Below are 22,174 nucleotides of genomic sequence, written 5' to 3'. Positions count from 1 at the left end.
CTGCTTTTCAAGAAACGATTTTACTTAAGTGGCCGAAATGAGCATTGGATGCCCCTCAACGTCGAGTCGTCGAAAGCGCAGACCGTAGGCTTGCGCCAGATAAGAGGGGGTGAGCACCTCTTCCCGGCGGCCGCAGGCAATGAGTTTACCGCGCTTTAGTAACCAGGCTTTATGCGCATGGCGCAGCGTGTGGTTCAGATCGTGGCTACTCATCACAATCGCGATTCCTGCCTGACACAAATGATGTAATACCCGATCCAAAGCGTTTTGTTGCGCAACATCGAGACTGTTCATCGGCTCATCAAGCAGCAATAATTGACCGACCGGATTAGCGTCGGGATGAATTTGTAGTACAACGGCAGCAAGGCGAACACGTTGCCACTCGCCACCGGAAAGCTGATTCACGCTTCGCCCCAGTTTGTCGCCCAATCCAAGCATATCGGCCACCTCGTTAAGCTGCCCGGTTCGCGTTTTATCAGGTTGATGCAATGTCAGGTAATGCCAGACCGGCATGGCGAACGGCGGATTTTGCTGTTGCGCAAGATAAGCGCGGTGTTGGGCAAGCGTTGCCGTCGCCCATGCCTCCAGCGGCGCTCCGCCAAACCTGATGCTCCCCTCGCCTGAGGTTAACCCCGCCATACGCGCCAGCAACGTGCTTTTTCCGGCGCCGTTCGGCCCGACAAGGTGAAGGATCTCTCCTGCGCTTACTTCGCCGGAAAGCGGCCCCAGGCGGGTGCTCTCGGCGACGTCCTTTAATTGCATCAATTGAGACATTATTTTGCCAACGCGATTTTTATGCTTTCCATCACAATAGGATCTTCAGGCGTCATATCCGGCGAAAAACGCTGTACTACCTGACCATCCCGGCCTACCAAAAATTTTTCAAAATTCCACAGAATATCATCCGGATAGAGTGGCGTACGCCCTTTGCTTACCATCCGTTCGTAAAAGCCGCTCTTCTCCGGCGCGACTGCCGTTGGCGCAGCGGCTATCAGTTTTTGATACAGCGGATGGCGCGCGTCGCCATTCACATCAATTTTACTGAACATCGGGAACGTGACGTGCCAGGTGCTGGCGCAATAGGTTTTAATCTCTTCTTCGCTGCCTGGCTCCTGCCCCATAAACTGGTTGCAGGGAAAACCCAACACGACAAACCCCTGATCTGCCCACGCCTTCTGGATATTTTCCAGCTGTTCATATTGCGGCGTCAGGCCACATCTGGAGGCGACGTTTACAATGAGCAGCACTTTTCCGGCATATTTTTCAAGTGTAGTGACCTCTCCATCAATCGTCGTAACGTGAGTATTAAGAAGCGAGTTTTGCATGGTGTCTCCCTGATGTCGGTAGAATAGCGGGTTTCATCGTTAGCCTTTAATCATAGACTGCGAATGATGAAAGCAGTTGTTTACCGATGCGCTAACGCGCGGATTTGAGCAGCAGCCAGATAAACACTGGCGCCCCCAATGTGGCGGTGACCACCCCGATAGGCAGTTCAGCCGACGCCAGCGCCAGTCGGGCGACCACATCAGCCAATAGCAGGGCGATAGCCCCGGCCAGCGCGCAGCCGGGAAGTAAAACCCGGTGATCGGTTAAACCACATAAGCGCAGGATGTGCGGAATAACCAGACCGATAAAACCAATCGCCCCCGCCATCGCCACGCTGACGCCCACCATCCAGCCGGTGGCGATGACCAACAAATTGCGCCAGAACCACAGCGGCAGGCCAAGCTGCCGCGCCGAGGTTTCCCCTAGCGCCAGCATATTCAGCGGTTGCGACTGGCAACATATCCAGATCAGTACCGGGATGAGCGCAATCATTAGCCAGCTCTGCTGCCAGTCAACGCCGCCAAATCCTCCCATCATCCAGTACATTAATTGCCGCAGATCGAAAGAGGTGGAAAAATAGATAGCCCACGTCATCAGCGCGCTACAGATAATGCCCAGCGCGACGCCCGCCAACAACAAGCGGCTGGTAGAGAGATGGCGACGCGCAAAACGCAGCAGGATTAACGTAATAATGAGCGCGCCGGCTATAGCGCACAGCCCCAGCGCCCATCCTGGCAGTTGCCCCTGCCCCAGTAAGACGGCGGCAATAAGCCCAACACCGGCCCCATTCGAAACGCCGAGCAGACCCGGTTCAGCAAGTGGGTTTTCAAACAGCGCCTGCATCACAGCGCCAGATAGCGCCAGCGCAGCGCCAACCAGCAATACCGCAAGCGTGCGGGGAAGGCGAATTTGCCAGACAAACAGTTCCCCCCGGGCGCTTAACCAGTCACCGGGGGCAATCCACTGTTCGCCTGCGCATAAGCTCAGAAGTGTAGCCAGTAGCGCCAGCAGTGACAGGCTCAGAAGCCAGCGAACGTTTCGTCGCTGTTGTTGGCGGGCAAAAGTCAGCATGTTATCCATTCAGCTGAAAAGAGGTAGCGTGATTTTACGGTGGGTATCCTTTACTTGAAAGAAAAAAGGCCGCAATGCGGCCTTTTTAGTTATACGAGTCATCTTTCAGGCTAACAGATACGCTGTCATCCCGCTGATCTACTTTCGGGATGGCAGCGTATCTGCCGCAACACACCCTGATGGATGTTATGCCTGGATCTGATTACTCTTCTTTGGGCGAAGCGTTCTCGACCCGGCTCTTTAACTTCTGCCCGGGTCTGAAGGTCACCACGCGCCGTGCTGTAATAGGAATATCTTCACCCGTTTTCGGGTTACGCCCCGGACGTTGATTTTTATCACGCAGATCGAAGTTACCAAAACCAGAGAGTTTCACCTGCTCACCGTTTTCCAGAGCACGACGGATCTCTTCGAAAAACAGTTCAACCAGTTCTTTGGCATCCCGCTTGCTAAGCCCAAGCTTATCAAACAGATATTCTGACATTTCAGCTTTTGTAAGCGCCATAGGTTCAATCCCTCAATGATGCCTGGAATCGCTCTTTTAATGCCTCTACACATTTGGCGACGGTAGCGGCAATCTCCTCTTCTTCGAGTGTACGGTTGGTATCCTGAAGGATCAGGCTGATAGCGAGGCTCTTATAACCCTCCGCAACACCCTTACCGCGGTACACGTCAAATAAGTTTACGCCAACTACCTGATTTACGCCAACTTTCTTACATTCGGATAAAATATCCGCTGCGGGAACGTTTTCTGCAACAACAACCGCAATATCGCGACGGTTGGCCGGGAAGCGTGAAATCTCCCGCGCCTGCGGCACGATACGGTCTGCGAGCTTATTCCATTCCAGTTCAAACACCAGCGTACGACCATTCAGATCCAGTTTACGTTCCAGTTCAGGGTGAACAACCCCAATAAAACCAATACGTTCATCTTTCAGATAAATCGCCGCAGACTGTCCCGGATGCAGAGCCGGATTCATCTCCGCCTTAAACTGGATATCACCCAGTTTGCCGGTTAAATCCAGTACTGCTTCCAGATCGCCTTTCAAATCATAGAAATCAACGGTCTCTTTTGCCAGGTTCCAGTGCTCATCATAGCGGTTGCCGCAAATCACGCCAGCCAGCATCAGATCCTGTCGAATACCCAGATTGGCTTGTGTATCCGGAACGAAACGTAAACCGGTTTCAAAAATACGCACGCGATTCTGCTGGCGGTTTTGGTTATAGACCACCGTCGTCAGCAATCCGCTCCACAGAGACAGACGCATCGCCGACATCTCAACGGAGATAGGGTTTGGCAGCAGCAGCGCTTCTGCGCCTGGATGGATAAGCTGTTGTACTTTAGGATCGACAAAGCTATAGGTAATCACTTCCTGATAGCCTTTGTCGTTCAGCATGGTTTTAACCCGCTTCAACGACAGATCGGCTTCACGGTGCGTCCCCATGATTAAACCGGCCTGGATTGGCTCGTCCGGAATATTGTTATAACCGTAAACGCGGGCCACCTCTTCCACCAGATCTTCTTCAATTTCCATATCGAAACGCCAGGTCGGCGCCACGGCTTTCCACTCGTCCTGCCCTTCGGTCACTTCACAGCCCAGACGACGCAGAATATCACTGACCTGCTCATCCGCAATATGATGCCCGATCAGGCGATCCAGTTTACTGCGACGCAGCGTAATGGTGGCGCGTTTCGGCAACGTTGCTTCGTTGCTCACATCAATTATCGGACCCGCATCACCGCCACAGATATCAAGAAGCAGACGAGTAGCGCGCTCTATCGCTTTATATTGCAGCGCCGGGTCTACCCCGCGCTCGTAGCGATGAGACGCATCGGTATGCAGACCGTGGCGGCGAGCGCGACCGGTGATAGACAGCGGATTAAAGTACGCACATTCCAGCAGCACATTTTGCGTTTCGCCGTTCACGCCGGAATGTTCGCCGCCAAAAATACCGGCTATCCCCAGCGCCTTATGGTGATCGGCGATCACCAGCGTGTCCGCATTTAACGTCGCTTCGCTACCGTCCAGCAGGACGACGGTTTCACCCTCTTTTGCCATCCGCACGACAATACCGCCATCAATGCGATCTTTATCGAAAGCATGCATTGGCTGACCCAGTTCGAGCAACACATAGTTGGTGACGTCAACCACCGCATCGATGGAGCGAATACCGCAGCGACGCAGTTTCTCTTTCATCCACAGCGGCGTCGGCGCGTTAACATTGATGCCTTTTACCACCCGGCCCAGATAGCGTGGACACGCATCAGCGGCCTCTACCGTAATCGGCAGCGTATCGCTGATGGTTGCCGTAACCGGCGCCATTTCAGGCTCCTGGAGCGGCGCTTTGTTCAGTACCGCCACATCACGCGCAACGCCGATGATACCTAAGCAATCCGCACGGTTTGGCGTGACGCTAATTTCGATGGTATTGTCGTCGAGCTTCAGGTATTCACGGATATCGGTACCCAGCGGCGCATCCGCCGGCAGTTCGATAATGCCGCTGTGATCGTCGGAAATCCCCAGTTCGGAGAAGGAGCACAGCATCCCTTCAGACGGTTCGCCACGCAGTTTTGCCGCTTTAATTTTGAAATCGCCAGGCAGAATAGCGCCAATGGTAGCCACCGCTACTTTCAGCCCCTGACGACAGTTTGGCGCGCCGCAGACGATATCCAACAGGCGTTCTCCGCCAACGTTGACTTTCGTTACACGCAATTTGTCAGCGTTCGGATGCTGGGCGCACTCAACCACTTCCCCAACCACAACGCCATTGAAGCTTCCCGCGACCGGCTCAACGCCGTCTACTTCCAGGCCAGCCATCGTAATCTGGTTAGCCAACGCATCGCTATCAATTGCCGGGTTAACCCACTCGCGTAACCACAGTTCGCTGAATTTCATTGTTTTATCCTGCCTTTATTTAAACTGTTTAAGGAAACGCAGATCGTTTTCGAAGAATGAACGCAGGTCGGTGACGCCGTAACGCAACATGGTCAGACGTTCCATCCCCATACCAAAAGCGAAGCCAGAATAGATTTCCGGATCGATACCGACATTACGCAGCACATTCGGATGCACCATCCCGCAGCCCAGCACTTCCAGCCATTTGCCGTTTTTACCCATCACATCCACTTCCGCAGAAGGTTCGGTAAACGGAAAATAAGAAGGACGGAAGCGAATCTGCAGATCCTCCTCAAAGAAATTACGCAGGAAGTCGTGCAGCGTACCTTTGAGGTTGGTGAAGCTGATGTTGGTATCAACAATCAGACCTTCCATCTGATGGAACATCGGAGTATGCGTCTGGTCGTAGTCATTACGGTATACACGGCCCGGCGCAATAATACGGATCGGCGGTTGCTGCGCTTTCATCGTCCGGATCTGGACGCCAGACGTCTGGGTCCGCAGCAGACGGGTCGCGTCAAACCAGAAGGTATCATGATCGGCGCGGGCCGGATGATGACCCGGAATGTTTAACGCATCGAAATTATGGTAGTCATCTTCGATTTCCGGGCCAGTCGCCACGGTAAAACCAAGCTCGCCGAAGAAACTTTCAATACGGTCAATGGTACGCGTGACCGGATGCAGACCGCCGTTCTCAATACGGCGCCCCGGCAGGGAGATATCGATGGTTTCAGCGGCCAGACGGGCGTTAAGCGCTGCGCTTTCCAGCTCGGCTTTACGCGCGTTAAGAGCCTGTTGTACCTGCTCTTTCGCGGCGTTAATGACTGCCCCGGCTGCCGGACGCTCTTCCGGCGGCAGATCGCGTAGGGTCGTCATCTGAAGGGTTAAATGCCCTTTCTTGCCCAAATATTCGACGCGTACATTGTCTAACGCGGCAACATCTGACGCCTGGTTAATGGCGGCCGCTGCATTGGCAACCAGCTCTGCGAGATGTGACATGGTTTTCCTCATTGTGTCGGTGAAGACACCGGTTCATTGGACGTAATCTCTCGATTTCAGATACAAAAAAAGCCTCCATCAGGAGGCTTTTTTGCGCTGTTTTTCGTTTCGTTTTTCACGCGCTAGCCTCCTGGGATCAGGTGCTAAAGTAAAAAAAGAAACGGAAAATAGCAGCGTTCATGCTTGCGTTACCTTATGTGGTAAAACCGAATATCCTTTATTGAAAAGGGTTACAGGTCAATTGTCAACTCACTGAACAGTAAATAAAAGAGAGGGAGCCAGGCTCCCTCTTTTCACTGGCTTATGCCAGAGCTGCTTTCGCTTTTTCAACCAGCGCGGTGAACGCGACTTTGTCGAATACGGCGATATCAGCCAGGATCTTACGGTCGATTTCAACAGAGGCTTTTTTCAGGCCGTTGATGAATTTGCTGTAAGAAATACCGTTCTGACGTGCTGCTGCGTTGATACGCGCAATCCACAGTTGACGGAACTGACGCTTACGTTGACGACGGTCACGGTAAGCATACTGACCAGCTTTGATAACTGCCTGGAAGGCAACGCGGTATACGCGAGAACGCGCACCGTAGTAGCCTTTGGCTTGTTTCAAAATTTTCTTGTGACGTGCGCGTGCAATTACACCACGTTTTACGCGAGCCATATGTGCTCTCCTGTATCTATTCTAATTAAAAAGTTAAAAACGTTAACGGCTTATGCGTACGGCAGGCACGCGATAACCAGGCCCAGATCGCCTTTAGAAACCATGGCTTTCGGACGCAGGTGACGTTTACGTTTAGTCGCTTTTTTGGTCAGAATGTGACGCAGGTTAGCGTGCTTGTGCTTAAAACCACCTTTACCGGTTTTTTTGAAGCGCTTAGCAGCACCGCGTACGGTCTTAATTTTTGGCATTTTAATAACTTCCACTTCGCATTGTTAATAAACGAAACATAGGCGAACAAAACCTGTGAAGCCCGAAGGCTTCACAGAATTGTTACTTGAAGGCCTTACTGTTTCTTCTTAGGAGCAAGCACCATGATCATCTGGCGGCCTTCGATCTTCGTTGGGAAGGATTCGACCACTGCCAGTTCTTGCAAATCGTCTTTCACGCGATTAAGCACTTCCATACCGATTTGCTGGTGGGCCATCTCACGGCCGCGGAAACGCAGCGTGATTTTGGCCTTATCGCCCTCTTCGAGAAAGCGAATCAGGCTGCGGAGTTTTACCTGATAGTCGCCTTCATCTGTCCCAGGACGGAATTTAATTTCCTTCACCTGGATAACTTTTTGCTTTTTCTTCTGTTCCTTAGAAGACTTACTCTTTTCATAGAGGAATTTGCCGTAATCCATTATACGACAAACCGGCGGCTCGGCGTTAGGGCTGATTTCGACTAAGTCTACTCCGGCTTCTTCAGCTTTTTCCAGAGCTTCTCTCAGACTCACAATACCAAGCTGCTCGCCTTCCAGACCTGTTAAGCGAACTTCTTGCGCGCGAATTTCGCTATTAATACGATTCGGACGCGCCGTTTGAACTCGTTTTCCGCCTTTAATACTTTATTCCTCCAGTTGTTGAAGACTGCGGCTGCGAATCTCTTGTTGCAGCTTCTCAATCACGTCATTTACGTCCAGACTGCCCAGGTCTTTACCGCGGCGGGTGCGAACGGCAACTTTGCCTGCTTCCACCTCTTTATCACCACAGACCAACATATAAGGGACACGACGTAAAGTGTGCTCGCGGATTTTAAAGCCAATCTTCTCATTTCTCAAGTCTGCTTTTACACGAATGCCCGCATTTTGTAGTTTCTGCGTCAATTCGTTAACGTATTCAGACTGCGAATCGGTAATATTCATCACGACTACCTGAACAGGCGCGAGCCATGTCGGGAAGAAACCAGCGAACTCTTCGGTCAGAATACCGATGAAGCGTTCCATCGACCCAAGAATCGCACGGTGAATCATTACCGGCACCTTACGCTCGTTGTCTTCGCCTACATAGGAGGCGCTCAGACGAGACGGTAAGGAGAAGTCCAGCTGTACTGTACCGCACTGCCATGCACGATCGAGGCAGTCATATAAGGTAAATTCAATTTTCGGACCGTAGAATGCGCCTTCACCCAGTTGATACTCAAACGGGATATTATTTTCTTCCAGCGCAACCGCCAGATCCGCCTCAGCACGATCCCACATCTCATCGCTGCCGATACGCTTGTCAGGACGAGTGGAAAGCTTGACGACGATCTTCTCGAAGCCAAAGGTGCTGTACATATCGTAGACCATACGAATACAAGCGTTAACTTCATCGCGGATCTGCTCTTCGGTGCAGAAGATATGCGCATCATCCTGCGTAAAGCCGCGTACGCGCATCAGACCATGCAGCGCGCCTGATGGCTCGTTACGGTGGCAGCTACCGAATTCCGCCATACGCAGCGGCAAATCACGATAGGATTTCAGACCCTGGTTAAAGATCTGAACGTGGCCCGGGCAGTTCATCGGCTTGATGCAATATTCGCGGTTTTCTGAGGATGTGGTGAACATCGCATCTTTATAGTTGTCCCAGTGCCCGGTTTTTTCCCACAGCACACGGTCCATCATGAACGGGCCTTTAACTTCTTGATACTGGTACTCTTTGAGTTTAGAACGAACAAAGACCTCCAGCTCGCGGAAGATAGTCCAGCCGTCGTTATGCCAGAACACCATGCCCGGCGCTTCTTCCTGCATATGATACAGGTCGAGCTGCTTACCAATTTTACGGTGGTCGCGTTTTGCGGCCTCTTCCAGGCGCTGCAGATAAGCGTTCAGGGCTTTTTTATCTGCCCATGCCGTACCGTAAATACGCTGCAACATCTTATTATTGCTGTCACCGCGCCAGTATGCGCCAGCAGTTTTCATCAGTTTAAAGTGATGGCAGAAACGCATATTCGGCACGTGCGGACCACGACACATGTCGACATATTCTTCATGATGGTACAAGCCTGGCTTATCATCATGGGCAATGTTTTCATCAAGAATGGAAACTTTGTAGCTTTCACCACGCTTCACGAAGGTTTCACGCGCTTCGTGCCAGCTGACTTTCTTCTTGATAACGTCGTAATTTTTCTCGGCGAGCTCATGCATCCGCTTTTCGAGCGCTTCGACATCTTCCTGAGTTAGCGTGCGGTCAAGATCAACGTCATAGTAAAAACCGTTGTCGACAACCGGGCCGATCGCCATTTTCGTGTGCGGCCAAAGTTGCTTGATAGCGTGACCTAACAGATGCGCGCAAGAGTGACGAATGATCTCCAGACCCTCTTCATCTTTTGCGGTGATGATGGAAAGCGTCGCATCATTTTCAATCAGATCGGAAGCATCAACCAGCTCGCCATTCACACGGCCCGCAATGGTGGCTTTCGCCAGGCCAGGACCAATGTCCAGAGCAACATCCATCGGGCTTACAGGGTGGTCATAATGGCGTTGGCTGCCATCAGGAAGAGTAATAACAGGCATGTTATATCCTTATTTGCAGTGGTGACCCATACGCAAGATCACATACAAAGAGAAAATGAATTTATTGACAGTGAGTTGTGTATCCATCTAGCCAACCATTGCTAAATTGGCGCACAACCTTCGACACAGACGAAAATCGCTATTTTCGTCCGGCATGACGATGGTAACACTAAAAAAAGGGAGATGGCATCACTCTGTAGCAAATCAAGACCCTTGACAGGATTTCTCCGTTATCTTTCTACGCGCCGTATAGCGCTTCTCATCGACAACCTAACTTCTGCGCCAGACTCCCCTTTGTTGTTTTCACCTCGCTGGCTACCGCTTCAGGCAAGGCAGACCACAGCGTCAGCACTGGCTTCGTTTTATGTTCGATAGCGTCCACGGTAACCTGATAGTCGCAAAAATTCGCCGAACGGGGCGTATTCTGATCCATAATAAACGCAGCGTAATTTCCTTCACTTTTTGACGGCGCCGTTCCGGTGAATAAAACCTTCCAGTACCCGCTGGGAATTTCTACCGTCGCATCTTCTGGCAATGTGGCGATATGCCGCTCAAAAAGGGGGCCGGTCACTACGTGCACTACAGATACATCAGCCTGTTTGGCAAGTTCGCGCACCCGGTTTTCCAGTGCAGCCCATGCTCCCTGATTCAGGGCGGATTTCTGCGGCGTAATATTCGATAAATAATTTAACGACGGCCAGTCCGATACGCCGCCCAATCCTGCCAACGGCGCCTGGTGTCCCCTATCGACTTTTAATAGCGTATGGGCATTTTTATAGGCGGAAGGGGTCAACGTATCCGAGGGCGGTAAATCGGGGTCCTGCGCCCAGTTCCGCGGGCGACCGCTTGCCTGGCTGGTTTTTGTCACGCTATAGGCAACCCAGTTGGCAAATTTCGTGGCGCTATTATTATTGAGCGTATAGACATGGCGATAGATTGTTTGTTGACTTCCTCCTTGAGGACAGCCAACGCTACAGTTATCAGGTTGTTGAACGAGTACGTTACGATGGGGTAACTCGGGTGCCGATGTTGTATCCTGGGGAGGATACGATGTAGTACATGCGCTTAATAATACTACGGGCAGTAATTTTAGCAGATTAATGGTCTTATTCACTTTTGCTTCCTTAATAATAACTGCCCTAATAATTCAGATAGTAATAATTTGGTTATATTACCCTACCAGCCGTTAGATACTCTCATCATTAAAGACAACACTATCACGGTAAAAATTAATAACAGATAAACATCGAAGTCATCATAGAAAATGAGCTCAAAAGAATACAACGTGATATTCATGTTGATACCAAAAAACATCGTATTATATGCATAATCGTGAAGCCAATAATTTCTCGCACTCAGATAGCGAATGAAAAATGGATATTCAATAATATCTGACGCATTTTTTTCAACACCATTTTTCAACATTAAGGCAACGTATCCTCTCAATGACTCGCTGCTGGCAGGAGTTTAGTTATATTTAAAGGTTTAATAAGCACTGCGCATCATGCTGCTGTGCTTATTACTTTGTAAAAATAAGAGTATTCACTTTCATATTCAGGGGTAAAAAGTGAACAAATACAGCTATTGCGCAACGATGATTGCCGCCATACTCAGTACGACCACAATGGCCAATGCCAGTAGCCTTGCTATTTCAGTGGCGAATGATGATGCAGGTATATTTCAACCATCCTTAAATGCCCTTTATGGGCACAAGGCTGCAGACCGGGGTGATTATACTGCCGGGCTCTTTTTAGGCTACAGCCACGATCTCACTGACGCCAGTCAACTCTCTTTTCATATCGCGCAAGATATTTATTCTCCATCAGGCGCTAACAAGAGAAAGCCTGAAGCCGTCAAAGGCGACCGCGCGTTCAGCGCCTTTCTTCATACCGGACTGGAGTGGAATTCATTAGCCACCAATTGGTTACGTTATCGTTTAGGTACCGATATCGGCGTTATTGGTCCTGACGCAGGTGGTCAGGAGGTTCAGAATCGGGCGCATCGAATAATAGGCGCAGAAAAATACCCTGCCTGGCAGGATCAAATTGAAAACCGTTATGGTTATACGGCCAAAGGAATGGTGTCCCTTACGCCAGCTATTGATATTCTGGGCGTCAATGTGGGCTTCTATCCAGAAGTCTCTGCTGTCGGCGGCAATCTCTTCCAGTATTTAGGGTACGGCGCAACCGTTGCGCTGGGAAATGATAAGACCTTCAACTCTGATAATGGGTTTGGGTTACTGTCCCGCCGAGGGTTAATACACACTCAAAAAGAGAGATTGATCTATAAGGTATTTGCTGGCGTTGAGCGCAGGGAAGTTGATAAAAACTACACGTTACAGGGGAAAACGCTGCAAACAAAAATGGAAACGGTGGATATTAATAAAACCGTGGATGAATATCGCGTCGGTGCCACCATCGGCTATTCTCCCGTCGCATTTTCTCTTTCTTTAAACAAAGTCACGTCGGAATTTCGCACCGGAGACGACTATTCTTATATCAACGGCGACATCACCTTCTTCTTCTGAGGCGTCACCGCGGAATAACCGGGTTACGTAACGTAACCCGGTACAATATTACATCTTATAGCCCAGCGTTACCGTAGTGCGGCGATCGGTATGTTCAGGCGCTGATTCAGGCGGCTGCGAGTTCCACGTTAAATTATACCCCACCTTTAGACCAAAATGTTCGTTAATGGCGACATTGAGGGCTGTTTCCGAATTTAGTGTGGTGTCTTCTGCGCCAAATACTGACACCCCCTGTGTAAACTTAGCATTGTCAGTTAACTGCCAGGCATAGCTGCCGGAAGCATAACCCAGCGGCTGCGTTTCAGTGGTATCGTCCGTATGTTCGTCATAGCGAACCCCTGGACCGAATTCAAAACGGAAGCTGTGCACTGGACCATTAAGGAACTGCCGCCCGTAACCGGCGGTCAGTACGTCGCGCTGACGATAACCGTTGAAACGGTCTGTCAGCCAACTGGCCTGGCCAAAGGTATAATCATAATCCGTCATATTAAAACGGTTACGCGCGCCTACCGCATATTTTTCTGAAGAGCGTTCATCATTAGAGGAGGTATTGCTGGCATTGCCCCATAATGACCAGGCGGTACGTTGTCCATACCAGGTCATCGCCGTGTCAGCCGTTAAGGAAGAACTTTTAGTATTGCCTGACTGAGCAAGGTAGCCCGCATTCAGATTACCTTCAAAAGGTTTTTTCGCGGTGGAGGGATCATCCATGACAGTAAAAACGGAATCATCGGCGGCGGCATACAGAGACGCGAACACGCCACCCGCCAGCATAACTACAGCGGGTACTGCCTTCAAAAGCTTCATTTATATAGAGTCCGTACAACTAAAAAAGAGACCACGACGGTCCCGGAAACTTTCATAGGGATCAATGACAAACGCCCCTGGAAAGGTAGCGAATTATAAGAAGCCCCGAATAACATAGCAATCAATTACTATTTCATTTTTTGAATAAGAACCCTCCCGAAGCATTCATTTATTTATATAACTTTACATCGTACTTCTTTAAATAAAGATCCGGAAAATCATATTGTTAATTCCTTCACTTTCCGGGGATTAAGTGCCAGACTGAAATCAGCCTAACAGGAGGTAACGATGGTACGTATCTATACGTTGACGCTTGCGCCCTCTCTCGATAGCGCAACAATCACGCCGCAAATTTATCCCGAAGGTAAACTGCGGTGCTCCGCGCCGGTATTCGAACCCGGCGGCGGGGGTATTAATGTCGCTCGCGCCATTGCGCATCTTGGCGGCGCCGCGACCGCAATTTTCCCGGCTGGCGGCGCTACCGGCGAACATCTGGTCGCACTACTGGCTGACGAAAATGTCCCCGTGTCTACCGTCGATGCGAAAGACTGGACGCGTCAGAACCTGCACGTCCACGTCGAGTCCAGCGGCGAACAGTATCGTTTTGTTATGCCCGGCGCTACGCTGGACGATGACGAATTTCGCCAGCTTGAAGAACAGGTACTGGAAATTGAATCCGGGGCAATTCTGGTTATCAGCGGCAGCCTTCCGCCCGGCGTTAAGGTCGAGAAACTCACGCAACTGATTTCCGCCGCGCAGAAGCAAGGCATTCGCTGCATTATTGATAGCTCTGGCGACGCGCTCACCGCCGCGCTGGCGCTTGGCGATATCGAACTGGTGAAACCGAACCTGAAAGAATTGAGCGCGTTGGTTAATCGCGATCTGACGCAACCTGATGATGTGCGTAAAGCGGCCCAGGAATTAGTGCAAAGCGGCAAGGCTCGCCGGGTAGTGGTCTCTCTGGGGCCGCAAGGGGCACTGGGCATAGACAGTGAGAATTGCATCCAGGTTGTTCCTCCCCCGGTGAAAAGTCAAAGTACTGTTGGCGCAGGCGACAGTATGGTAGGCGCGATGACGTTAAAACTGGCGCAAGACGCGTCGCTGGAAGAGATGGTGCGCTTCGGTGTGGCGGCAGGCAGCGCTGCTACGCTCAATCAAGGTACGCGTCTGTGTTCTCGTGACGATACCCAAAAAATATACGCCTATCTTTCCGCGCAATAATCGTTTCCCCCTCGCCGAGGGGGATACCGGAAAATCGGTTAACGGGCGGCGCATCCGCCGCTGTTAAAAACACAGTTGCTCCCAACGAGGTGAACGATGGCCAGTGGCGATATTACCCGTTATGTTATTACCGTAACCTTCCATGAAGATTCCCTGACCGAGATTAACGAACTCAATAATCATCTGACGCGCAGCGGTTTTTTGCTGACATTAACGGACGATGAAGGGAATGTGCATGAGCTCGGCACCAATACGTTTGGCTTTGTTAGCGCTCAGAGCGCTGATGAAATCAAAGCGCTTGTCGCCGGACTTGCGAAAAGCGCGTTAGATAAGGATGTCGACATTACCGTGGCGACCTGGGAGGCGTGGAGTAAAAACGCACAATAAGTGCCATTCCCGCCGCGGCGCGTCCGCGATGTGCGTTAGTTCGTATTTTTCAACCGCATTTTTGCGCTAACCTTATGATCTGGCAGACAACGTGGGGAGAGACATTATGTGGCAAGCTATCAGTCGTCTTTTAAGCGAGCAAGTCGGTGAAGGCGAAATCGAACTGCGTAATGAACTGCCAGGCGGAGAAGTTCATGCCGCATGGCATTTACGTTATGCAGGCCATGATTTTTTCGTAAAGTGCGATGAACGAGAAATGCTTCGCGGTTTTACCGCTGAAGCCGATCAGCTGGAGCTGCTCTCCCGCAGTAAAACCGTTGTTGTGCCTAAGGTATGGGCGGTAGGTTCGGATCGGGATTACAGCTTTTTAGTCATGGACTACCTCTCGCCCCGCCCGCTGGATGCCCATAATGCGTTTATTCTTGGGCAACAGCTGGCGCGCCTGCACCAATGGAGCGACCAACCTCAATTCGGTCTCGATTTTGACAACGCGCTCTCTACCACGCCGCAGCCGAATACCTGGCAACGCCGTTGGTCGACTTTTTTCGCCGAACAGCGCATTGGCTGGCAGCTTGAACTCGCTGCGGAAAAAGGCATTACCTTTGGTAATATTGACGCCATTGTTGAACATGTTCAGCAACGTCTGGCGTCGCATCAACCGCAGCCTTCTCTTTTGCATGGCGATCTATGGTCGGCGAACTGCGCGCTTGGCCCTGACGGCCCCTATATCTTCGATCCAGCCTGCTATTGGGGCGACAGAGAATGCGATCTGGCGATGCTGCCGCTGCATACCGATCAGCCACCGCAGATTTATGATGGCTATCAGTCCGTTTCGCCGCTACCGCTGGATTTTCTCGACAGGCAGCCGATTTACCAGCTCTACACCCTGCTTAATCGGGCAAGGCTGTTTGGCGGTCAGCACCTGGCTACTGCGCAAAAAGCGATGGATCGGCTGCTTGCGGTATAGGTACAGCCCATGCCGGATACGGGCTATCCGGCATTTTTCAGTTTACATGAAGCCTAACAAGGAAAAGAAAAAGTAGCCGAGCACGATAATAATGACCGGCAAAATATAGAGCGGGAAAAACTGTAAAAAGATGGTATGGTGCGGCACCACAATACGTGACTCTATCTGCTCACGCGTTAGCCCTTCCGCGCCTTTTGCTTTTTCCAGAATCAACTGATCTTCCACGCCTTCACGCAAAAAACGTGACTGGCGGCTCATTCTGGCGCCGGAATCCTGCATCGCCAGCCCGACAAAAATCAGAATAAAAATGAGCCAGAAACCGATATTCAGGCTTCCCTGAAAATTCGGCGTCGGCGAGTTGTACCAAAAAACATTCAGAAACGGCGTATTCACGCGCATCATGTCTATCATTACGTGGGTAAAATCCAGCATTACCGCATTTATCCCCTCCTGCTTTTCACTGTGCGCATACATAAATTTAAGGACTGAAATGAGCGTGGAAAGCAGTGCCGGAATAAAAATAACCCACCCAACAACTCTTTTTAGGATTGCAATGCGTCCAGCTTGTTGATACGTCATGAGTTCCCCTTGATAAAGACGCGTCGTTTTGGCCTAAGTCTACCTGTTGATTCCCGTTTTCGCCTGATCTTTAAGGGCGATATACTAAGAACATGGTCATAATGAACGCTTAATTCGTTATTTTTTAATCTCAACAGGAGAGGTTGTGATGTCAACCCCACGTCAAATTCTTGCTGCAATTTTCGATATGGATGGACTACTGATCGATTCCGAACCGCTCTGGGATCGCGCTGAACTGGACGTGATGGCAAGTTTAGGCGTAGATATTACTCGGCGCCATGAACTGCCAGACACGCTTGGGCTACGCATTGATATGGTTGTCGATCTCTGGTTTGCGCAGCAACCGTGGAACGGCCCCGATCGCCAGGAAGTGACAAACCGTGTTATTGCCCGCGCGATTACGCTTATCGAAGAGATGCGCCCTCTTTTACCGGGTGTGCGCGAGGCCGTGGCGCTGTGTAAAGCGCAGGGGCTATTAGTGGGGCTTGCCTCGGCATCGCCGCTGCATATGCTGGAAAAAGTGCTCACCATGTTTGAGCTGCGCGACAGTTTTGACGCGCTGGCCTCTGCGGAAAAATTGCCCTACAGCAAACCGCATCCGCAGGTCTATCTGGATTGTGCGGCCAAATTAGGCGTTGATCCATTAACCTGCGTGGCGCTGGAGGATTCGGTGAATGGTCTAATCGCGGCAAAGGCGGCGCGAATGCGCGCCATTGTGGTGCCAGCAGAAGAAAACCAGCATGATCCGCGCTTTGCGCTGGCGAATGTCAAACTTAACTCACTGACAGAGCTGACGGCGGCGCATCTACTCGGTTAAGATGTTTCCGAAACAAAGTCAACGGGCAATTAGCCGCTGAGCCAGACGGCAAGCGGCTTTGACAGAGACAAAGAGTTACAACGTCACCACTTCCGCCTACTGTATAAAAACCCTATACTGTATGAATTGACAGTTTAATGGGTTTTATCATGACGGCGGAAGGACATCTTCTTTTTTCTATAGCCAGCGCGGTTTTCGCCAAGAATGCCGAGTTAACGCCCGTCCTTGCACACGGCGACTGGTGGCATATTATTCCTTCGGCTATTTTGACCTGTCTGCTGCCGGATATCGACCACCCCAAATCTTTTCTTGGTCAGCGCCTGAAATGGGTATCGAAACCGATCGCCCGCGCATTCGGTCACCGGGGGTTTACCCATAGTCTGCTGGCGGTCTTTGCCCTACTGGCGACCTTTTATCTCAAGGTACCGGATACGTGGATTATCCCGGCGGATGCGCTGCAAGGCATGGTACTCGGCTATTTAAGCCATATCGTCGCGGATATGCTCACCCCAGCAGGCGTTCCCTTACTGTGGCCGTGCCGCTGGCGTTTCCGCCTGCCTATTCTGGCGCCGCGCAAAGGCAATCAACTGGAGCGATTTTTATGTATGGCGTTGTTTGCCTGGGCGGTGTGGATGCCGCAGTCCATGCCGGAAAACAACGTCATACGCTGGTCTTCGCAGATGATCACTATCCTGCAAATGCAGTTCAATCGTTTTATAAATCACCAGATTGATTAGTAAATCAACGCCAAAGTCATTTTTGGTATAAACCATTCCATTTGAATATAAGAGCCAGCTCACAGTTCTGCTAATCTTGCGCGAACAGAATCGCTAAAACACAGCGCTTCATAATAAAAAAATCAGGAGAACGGGGATGAATTTTCCATTAATTGCGAACATTGCGGTGTTCGTCATTCTGCTGTTTGTACTGGCGCAGGCCCGTCATAAACAGTGGAGTCTGGCTAAAAAAGTGCTTGTCGGCCTTGTGATGGGCGTGGTCTTTGGTCTGGCCCTGCACACCATTTATGGCGCTGACAGTCAGGTGTTAAAAGACTCCATTCAGTGGTTCAATATTGTCGGCAACGGCTATGTACAATTGCTACAAATGATTGTGATGCCGCTGGTATTCGCCTCTATTTTAAGCGCCGTGGCACGACTGCATAACGCCTCTCAATTGGGGAAAATCAGTTTTCTGACTATCGGCACGCTGCTGTTTACTACCCTTATCGCAGCGCTGGTGGGCGTGCTGGTCACCAATCTGTTCGGACTGACGGCGGAAGGTCTGGTTCAGGGCGGCGCGGAAACCGCGCGTCTGAATGCCATTGAGACGAGCTATGTCGGCAAAGTGGCCGATCTCAGCGTGCCGCAACTGGTGCTGTCTTTTGTACCGAAAAATCCATTTGCGGATCTGACTGGCGCAAATCCTACGTCTATTATCAGCGTGGTGATTTTCGCCGCATTCCTGGGCGTGGCCGCGCTTAAACTGCTGAAAGATGATGCGCCAAAAGGCGAGCGTGTGCTTGTTGCTATCGATACCCTGCAAAGCTGGGTGATGAAGCTGGTGCGTCTGGTGATGCAACTTACGCCTTACGGCGTACTGGCGCTGATGACGAAAGTGGTTGCCGGCTCCAATCTGCAGGACATTATTAAGCTTGGAAGCTTCGTGGTAGCGTCATATCTTGGTCTGGCGATAATGTTTGTGGTTCACGGCATACTATTGGGCGTGAACGGGATTAGCCCGCTGAAATATTTCCGCAAGGTGTGGCCGGTGCTGACATTTGCCTTTACCAGCCGCTCCAGCGCCGCCTCCATTCCACTTAATGTGGAAGCGCAAACCCGCCGCCTGGGCGTGCCGGAGTCCATCGCCAGCTTTGCGGCCTCTTTTGGCGCGACCATCGGCCAAAACGGTTGCGCCGGTCTTTATCCTGCGATGTTGGCGGTAATGGTTGCGCCGACGGTCGGCATCAACCCCTTAGACCCCGTATGGATAGCCACGCTGGTGGGTATCGTTACCGTAAGTTCGGCGGGTGTTGCCGGCGTTGGCGGCGGCGCGACCTTCGCCGCGCTGATAGTGCTGCCTGCCATGGGCTTACCGGTCACGCTGGTCGCGCTGTTAATCTCCGTCGAACCGTTGATTGATATGGGCCGTACCGCACTGAACGTGAGCGGCTCAATGACCGCGGGTACGCTGACCAGCCAGTGGCTGAAGCAGACCGATAAAACCATTCTCGATAGCGAAGAAGACGCTGAACTGGCGCATCGATAATACATTATCGGGCGTTCACATCGTCTGAGACACGACGATCGGCAACTCAAAATGTCTGTCACTAAAAACGCCGGTCTCCAGTACCGGCGTTTTGTTTTTTTCTTAGTCAGCGATTTCGTTTTCCTGGCGAACCTGATTCGCCCAACGTTGCGCCGATTCTGGCACGCTAAAGGCGGGCGACCGTTGAAATGACTCCCCCGTCAGAACAAAGGCAACATATTTACCGCGCAGTATCCAGACGTCGCGAAACGTATCCATTTTTATCGCATGTTCCGGCGGCGCGGGTTCAACGCGCGGAATATAGCTAATAATCTGGCGATTTTGCTGGCGAAGAGGTTTCATCATTAATGCTTCACTAAAAGAGGCTAAGGCTAAAAATCAGAAAAACACTATTTTAGCCGATCTTCGCCCCCGACGTCCTGTTCCGCGCGTGCGATTTCCCCGTTGTACCCTGTCTGCCGTTCCGCTCTCCCCCGGCATAATTGCTGAAATGTTCTATAGTTAGAGTGATTTTGACTACTACCACGCCCATTTCAGTGATGAAAGCAGGAGACGAGTTCAATGTCGCATAATGAAAAATCCCCCCATCAGTCCCCCGTGCATGATACCCGTGAATCACAGCCCGGCCTGGACTCCCTGGCGCCGTCAGACGGTTCACATCGCCCCACGCCAGAACCGACGCCGCCGGGCGCACAACCAACGGCCCCCGGCAGCTTAAAAGCGCCCGAGACCGCGAATGATAAGCTCACCGCCCTCGACGCCTTTCGTAAAGGCAGCGAAAATTATGCGCTGACCACCAATCAGGGCGTGCGCATCGCCGACGATCAAAATTCTCTTCGCGCCGGCAGCCGCGGCCCTACGCTGTTGGAAGATTTTATTCTGCGCGAGAAAATTACCCACTTTGACCATGAGCGTATCCCGGAGAGGATCGTTCACGCCCGCGGATCTGCAGCACACGGCTATTTCCAGCCATATAAAGACCTGAGCGACATCACGAAAGCCGCGTTTCTGTGCGATCCACAGAAAATTACCCCGGTCTTTGTTCGCTTTTCGACAGTACAGGGCGGCGCGGGGTCTGCTGATACCGTACGTGATATCCGCGGTTTTGCGACCAAATTTTATACCGAAGAGGGAATTTTCGATCTCGTCGGCAATAACACGCCGATCTTTTTTATCCAGGATGCGCATAAGTTTCCGGATTTTGTGCACGCCGTTAAGCCCGAACCACATTGGGCTATTCCGCAAGGGCAGAGCGCGCACGACACCTTCTGGGACTATGTTTCCTTACAGCCTGAGACGCTGCACAACGTCATGTGGGCAATGTCGGATCGCGGTATTCCACGGAGTTATCGGACGATGGAAGGGTTCGGCATTCACACCTTCCGTCTGATCAATGCACAAGGGAAAGCGACCTTTGTCCGTTTCCACTGGAAACCGTTGGCGGGTAAAGCCTCGTTGGTATGGGATGAGTCACAAAAACTGACCGGTCGCGATCCGGATTTTCACCGCCGGGATCTGTGGGAGGCCATCGAAGCGGGCGATTTCCCGGAATACGAGCTGGGCCTACAACTCATTGCCGAAGAGGATGAATTTAAATTCGATTTTGATCTGCTCGATCCGACCAAACTGATCCCGGAAGAGTTGGTGCCAGTACAACGCGTCGGCAAAATGGTGTTAAACCGTAATCCGGATAACTTTTTCGCTGAAAACGAACAGGCGGCATTTCATCCTGGACATATTGTTCCCGGCATTGATTTTACCAACGATCCGCTGTTACAGGGGCGTCTGTTCTCTTATACCGACACGCAAATCAGCCGTCTGGGCGGGCCAAACTTCCACGAAATTCCGATTAACCGCCCTACCTGCCCCTACCATAACTTCCAGCGTGACGGTATGCACCGGATGGATATCGACACCAATCCGGCGAACTATGAACCGAACTCCATTAATGACAACTGGCCGCGCGAAACGCCGCCAGCGCCAAAACGCGGCGGCTTCGAATCATACCAGGAACGCGTGGATGGCAATAAAATCCGCGAACGCAGCCCTTCTTTTGGTGAATATTACGCGCATCCTCGCCTGTTCTGGCTCAGTCAGACGCCGATAGAGCAGCAGCATATTATTGACGCGTTCAGCTTTGAACTGGGTAAAGTCGCCCGCGCGTATATTCGGGAGCGGGTGGTCGATCAGTTAGCGCATATTGATGTCACGCTGGCTCAGGGCGTCGCGCATAATCTCGGTTTTGCACTCACCCATGAGCAAACGCAAATTGCCCCGCCTCCTGATGTCAACGGTCTGAAAAAAGATCCGGCGCTCAGCCTGTATGCGGTGCCGGACGGCGATGTTAAAGGCCGCGTGGTCGCTATCCTGCTGAACGACAAGGTTAACGCCGCCGATCTGCTGACCATTTTGCAGGCTTTAAAAGCTAAAGGCGTCCACGCAAAACTGCTCTATTCACGGATGGGTGAAGTAACGGCTGATGACGGTTCAACATTAACTATTGCGGCAACCTTTGCCGGCGCGCCGTCGCTAACGGTCGATGCGGTAATAGTACCGTGCGGCAATATTGCCGATATCGAGAGTTGCGGCGATGCCCGTTACTACCTTCTGGAAGCCTACAAACATCTGAAGCCCATCGCACTGGCAGGCGACGCCCGACGGTTTAAGGCGCTTTTAAACATTGATAGCCAGGGGGAAGAAGGACTTGTTGAGGCAGATAACGTTGACCACCACTTTATGGACACTCTATTGACGTTGATGGCGGCACACCGTGTCTGGTCGCGTGCGGGGAAAATTAACGCGATTCCTGCATAAACGGCAAAAAATGCGGCGCATTCT

The 22,174-nt window shown here is 51.4% G+C and carries 23 protein-coding genes, 1 pseudogene and 1 other annotated feature; of the genes and pseudogenes, 8 read left to right on the top strand and 16 right to left on the bottom strand.

Annotation, left to right across the window (positions count from 1 at the left end):
• Positions 1 to 24 precede the first annotated feature (24 nt).
• The 13 genes and pseudogenes from btuD to OLG56_RS09800 all read right to left on the bottom strand — a co-directional run bounded on the left by btuD (position 25) and on the right by OLG56_RS09800 (position 11,191).
• The gene (gene btuD, locus OLG56_RS09860) at positions 25 to 774 is read right to left on the bottom strand and encodes a vitamin B12 ABC transporter ATP-binding protein BtuD (RefSeq protein WP_000080607.1); all 750 of its coding nucleotides are present in this window, start codon (positions 772 to 774) and stop codon (positions 25 to 27) included.
• Positions 774 to 1,325 (bottom strand): glutathione peroxidase, encoded by a 552-nt coding sequence (locus OLG56_RS09855; protein ID WP_001181568.1) that lies wholly within the window; start codon positions 1,323 to 1,325, stop codon positions 774 to 776. The genes btuD and OLG56_RS09855 overlap by 1 nt, the downstream gene beginning before the upstream one ends.
• A gap of 91 nt (positions 1,326 to 1,416) precedes the next feature.
• On the bottom strand, positions 1,417 to 2,397 hold the full coding sequence (gene btuC, locus OLG56_RS09850) for a vitamin B12 ABC transporter permease BtuC (protein WP_207011561.1): 981 nt from the start codon (positions 2,395 to 2,397) through the stop codon (positions 1,417 to 1,419).
• Between the two features lie 202 nt (positions 2,398 to 2,599).
• A complete protein-coding gene (gene ihfA, locus OLG56_RS09845; protein WP_001229266.1) occupies positions 2,600 to 2,899 on the bottom strand; it encodes an integration host factor subunit alpha in 300 nt (99 codons plus the stop codon).
• A 4-nt stretch (positions 2,900 to 2,903) separates the two neighbouring features.
• On the bottom strand, positions 2,904 to 5,291 hold the full coding sequence (gene pheT / locus OLG56_RS09840; RefSeq protein ID WP_000672403.1) for a phenylalanine--tRNA ligase subunit beta: 2,388 nt from the start codon (positions 5,289 to 5,291) through the stop codon (positions 2,904 to 2,906).
• Between the two features lie 15 nt (positions 5,292 to 5,306).
• Positions 5,307 to 6,290, bottom strand: coding sequence for a phenylalanine--tRNA ligase subunit alpha (gene pheS, locus OLG56_RS09835; protein ID WP_000018570.1), 984 nt, complete (start codon positions 6,288 to 6,290; stop codon positions 5,307 to 5,309).
• 62 nt (positions 6,291 to 6,352) lie between these two features.
• Positions 6,353 to 6,476 (bottom strand) — a sequence feature (Phe leader region).
• Complete coding sequence (gene pheM, locus OLG56_RS09830; RefSeq protein WP_001386830.1) at positions 6,427 to 6,471, bottom strand: pheST operon leader peptide PheM; 45 nt, start codon at positions 6,469 to 6,471, stop codon at positions 6,427 to 6,429. Its footprint overlaps the feature before it by 45 nt.
• A gap of 115 nt (positions 6,477 to 6,591) precedes the next feature.
• The gene (gene rplT, locus OLG56_RS09825; protein ID WP_000124850.1) at positions 6,592 to 6,948 is read right to left on the bottom strand and encodes a 50S ribosomal protein L20; all 357 of its coding nucleotides are present in this window, start codon (positions 6,946 to 6,948) and stop codon (positions 6,592 to 6,594) included.
• Between the two features lie 50 nt (positions 6,949 to 6,998).
• Positions 6,999 to 7,196, bottom strand: coding sequence for a 50S ribosomal protein L35 (gene rpmI / locus OLG56_RS09820; RefSeq protein ID WP_001124225.1), 198 nt, complete (start codon positions 7,194 to 7,196; stop codon positions 6,999 to 7,001).
• A gap of 95 nt (positions 7,197 to 7,291) precedes the next feature.
• Positions 7,292 to 7,834: a translation initiation factor IF-3 gene (gene infC, locus OLG56_RS09815; RefSeq protein WP_001574431.1), complete on the bottom strand. Its 543-nt coding sequence runs from the start codon at positions 7,832 to 7,834 to the stop codon at positions 7,292 to 7,294.
• A gap of 3 nt (positions 7,835 to 7,837) precedes the next feature.
• Positions 7,838 to 9,766: a threonine--tRNA ligase gene (gene thrS / locus OLG56_RS09810; protein ID WP_001144226.1), complete on the bottom strand. Its 1,929-nt coding sequence runs from the start codon at positions 9,764 to 9,766 to the stop codon at positions 7,838 to 7,840.
• Between the two features lie 259 nt (positions 9,767 to 10,025).
• The gene (locus OLG56_RS09805; protein WP_207011560.1) at positions 10,026 to 10,880 is read right to left on the bottom strand and encodes a DNA/RNA non-specific endonuclease; all 855 of its coding nucleotides are present in this window, start codon (positions 10,878 to 10,880) and stop codon (positions 10,026 to 10,028) included.
• Positions 10,877 to 11,191 (bottom strand): annotated as a pseudogene (locus tag OLG56_RS09800) (hypothetical protein). Before OLG56_RS09800 ends, OLG56_RS09805 begins: the two are co-directional and overlap by 4 nt.
• Positions 11,192 to 11,333: 142 nt before the next feature.
• Here OLG56_RS09800 and OLG56_RS09795 point away from each other — a divergent pair.
• A complete protein-coding gene (locus tag OLG56_RS09795; RefSeq protein WP_001046435.1) occupies positions 11,334 to 12,293 on the top strand; it encodes a lipid A deacylase LpxR family protein in 960 nt (319 codons plus the stop codon).
• Positions 12,294 to 12,341: 48 nt separating this feature from the next.
• Here OLG56_RS09795 and OLG56_RS09790 read toward each other — a convergent pair whose 3' ends face one another.
• Entirely contained in the window at positions 12,342 to 13,100 is a 759-nt protein-coding gene (locus OLG56_RS09790) for a DUF481 domain-containing protein (protein WP_000770981.1), read from the bottom strand.
• A gap of 288 nt (positions 13,101 to 13,388) precedes the next feature.
• Here OLG56_RS09790 and pfkB point away from each other — a divergent pair, with 288 nt between their 5' ends.
• The 3 genes from pfkB to OLG56_RS09775 all read left to right on the top strand — a co-directional run bounded on the left by pfkB (position 13,389) and on the right by OLG56_RS09775 (position 15,675).
• Positions 13,389 to 14,321, top strand: coding sequence for a 6-phosphofructokinase II (pfkB, locus tag OLG56_RS09785; RefSeq protein ID WP_000251697.1), 933 nt, complete (start codon positions 13,389 to 13,391; stop codon positions 14,319 to 14,321).
• A gap of 96 nt (positions 14,322 to 14,417) precedes the next feature.
• Entirely contained in the window at positions 14,418 to 14,708 is a 291-nt protein-coding gene (locus tag OLG56_RS09780; protein WP_000146133.1) for a type V toxin-antitoxin system endoribonuclease antitoxin GhoS, read from the top strand.
• A 106-nt stretch (positions 14,709 to 14,814) separates the two neighbouring features.
• Entirely contained in the window at positions 14,815 to 15,675 is an 861-nt protein-coding gene (locus OLG56_RS09775) for a fructosamine kinase family protein (protein ID WP_000267686.1), read from the top strand.
• Between the two features lie 42 nt (positions 15,676 to 15,717).
• Here OLG56_RS09775 and OLG56_RS09770 read toward each other — a convergent pair whose 3' ends face one another.
• Positions 15,718 to 16,254, bottom strand: coding sequence for a YniB family protein (locus OLG56_RS09770; RefSeq protein ID WP_000222158.1), 537 nt, complete (start codon positions 16,252 to 16,254; stop codon positions 15,718 to 15,720).
• Between the two features lie 148 nt (positions 16,255 to 16,402).
• On the opposite strand from OLG56_RS09770, the gene hxpB reads away from it, so the two are divergent.
• The 3 genes from hxpB (at position 16,403) to tcyP (ending at position 19,336) form a co-directional block, all read left to right on the top strand.
• Positions 16,403 to 17,071, top strand: coding sequence for a hexitol phosphatase HxpB (hxpB, locus tag OLG56_RS09765; protein WP_061377363.1), 669 nt, complete (start codon positions 16,403 to 16,405; stop codon positions 17,069 to 17,071).
• Positions 17,072 to 17,208: 137 nt separating this feature from the next.
• Positions 17,209 to 17,808, top strand: a complete 600-nt coding sequence (locus OLG56_RS09760; protein WP_000505804.1) for a metal-dependent hydrolase — start codon at positions 17,209 to 17,211, stop codon at positions 17,806 to 17,808.
• 136 nt (positions 17,809 to 17,944) lie between these two features.
• Entirely contained in the window at positions 17,945 to 19,336 is a 1,392-nt protein-coding gene (gene tcyP / locus OLG56_RS09755) for a cystine/sulfocysteine:cation symporter (protein ID WP_001010662.1), read from the top strand.
• 102 nt (positions 19,337 to 19,438) lie between these two features.
• Here the strand turns inward: tcyP and cedA are convergent, their stop codons facing one another.
• Positions 19,439 to 19,681 carry a cell division activator CedA gene (gene cedA, locus OLG56_RS09750; RefSeq protein WP_000977510.1) on the bottom strand — a complete coding sequence of 81 codons (243 nt, stop codon included), beginning with the start codon at positions 19,679 to 19,681 and terminating at the stop codon, positions 19,439 to 19,441.
• Positions 19,682 to 19,897: 216 nt separating this feature from the next.
• On the opposite strand from cedA, the gene katE reads away from it, so the two are divergent.
• Positions 19,898 to 22,150, top strand: coding sequence for a catalase HPII (gene katE / locus OLG56_RS09745; protein WP_000019097.1), 2,253 nt, complete (start codon positions 19,898 to 19,900; stop codon positions 22,148 to 22,150).
• Positions 22,151 to 22,174: the final 24 nt, after the last annotated feature.

It is taken from the genome of Salmonella sp. 2018103, from assembly GCF_026247685.1.
Taxonomy (GTDB): domain Bacteria; phylum Pseudomonadota; class Gammaproteobacteria; order Enterobacterales; family Enterobacteriaceae; genus Salmonella; species Salmonella enterica.
This window is presented reverse-complemented; position numbering and strand designations above follow the sequence as displayed.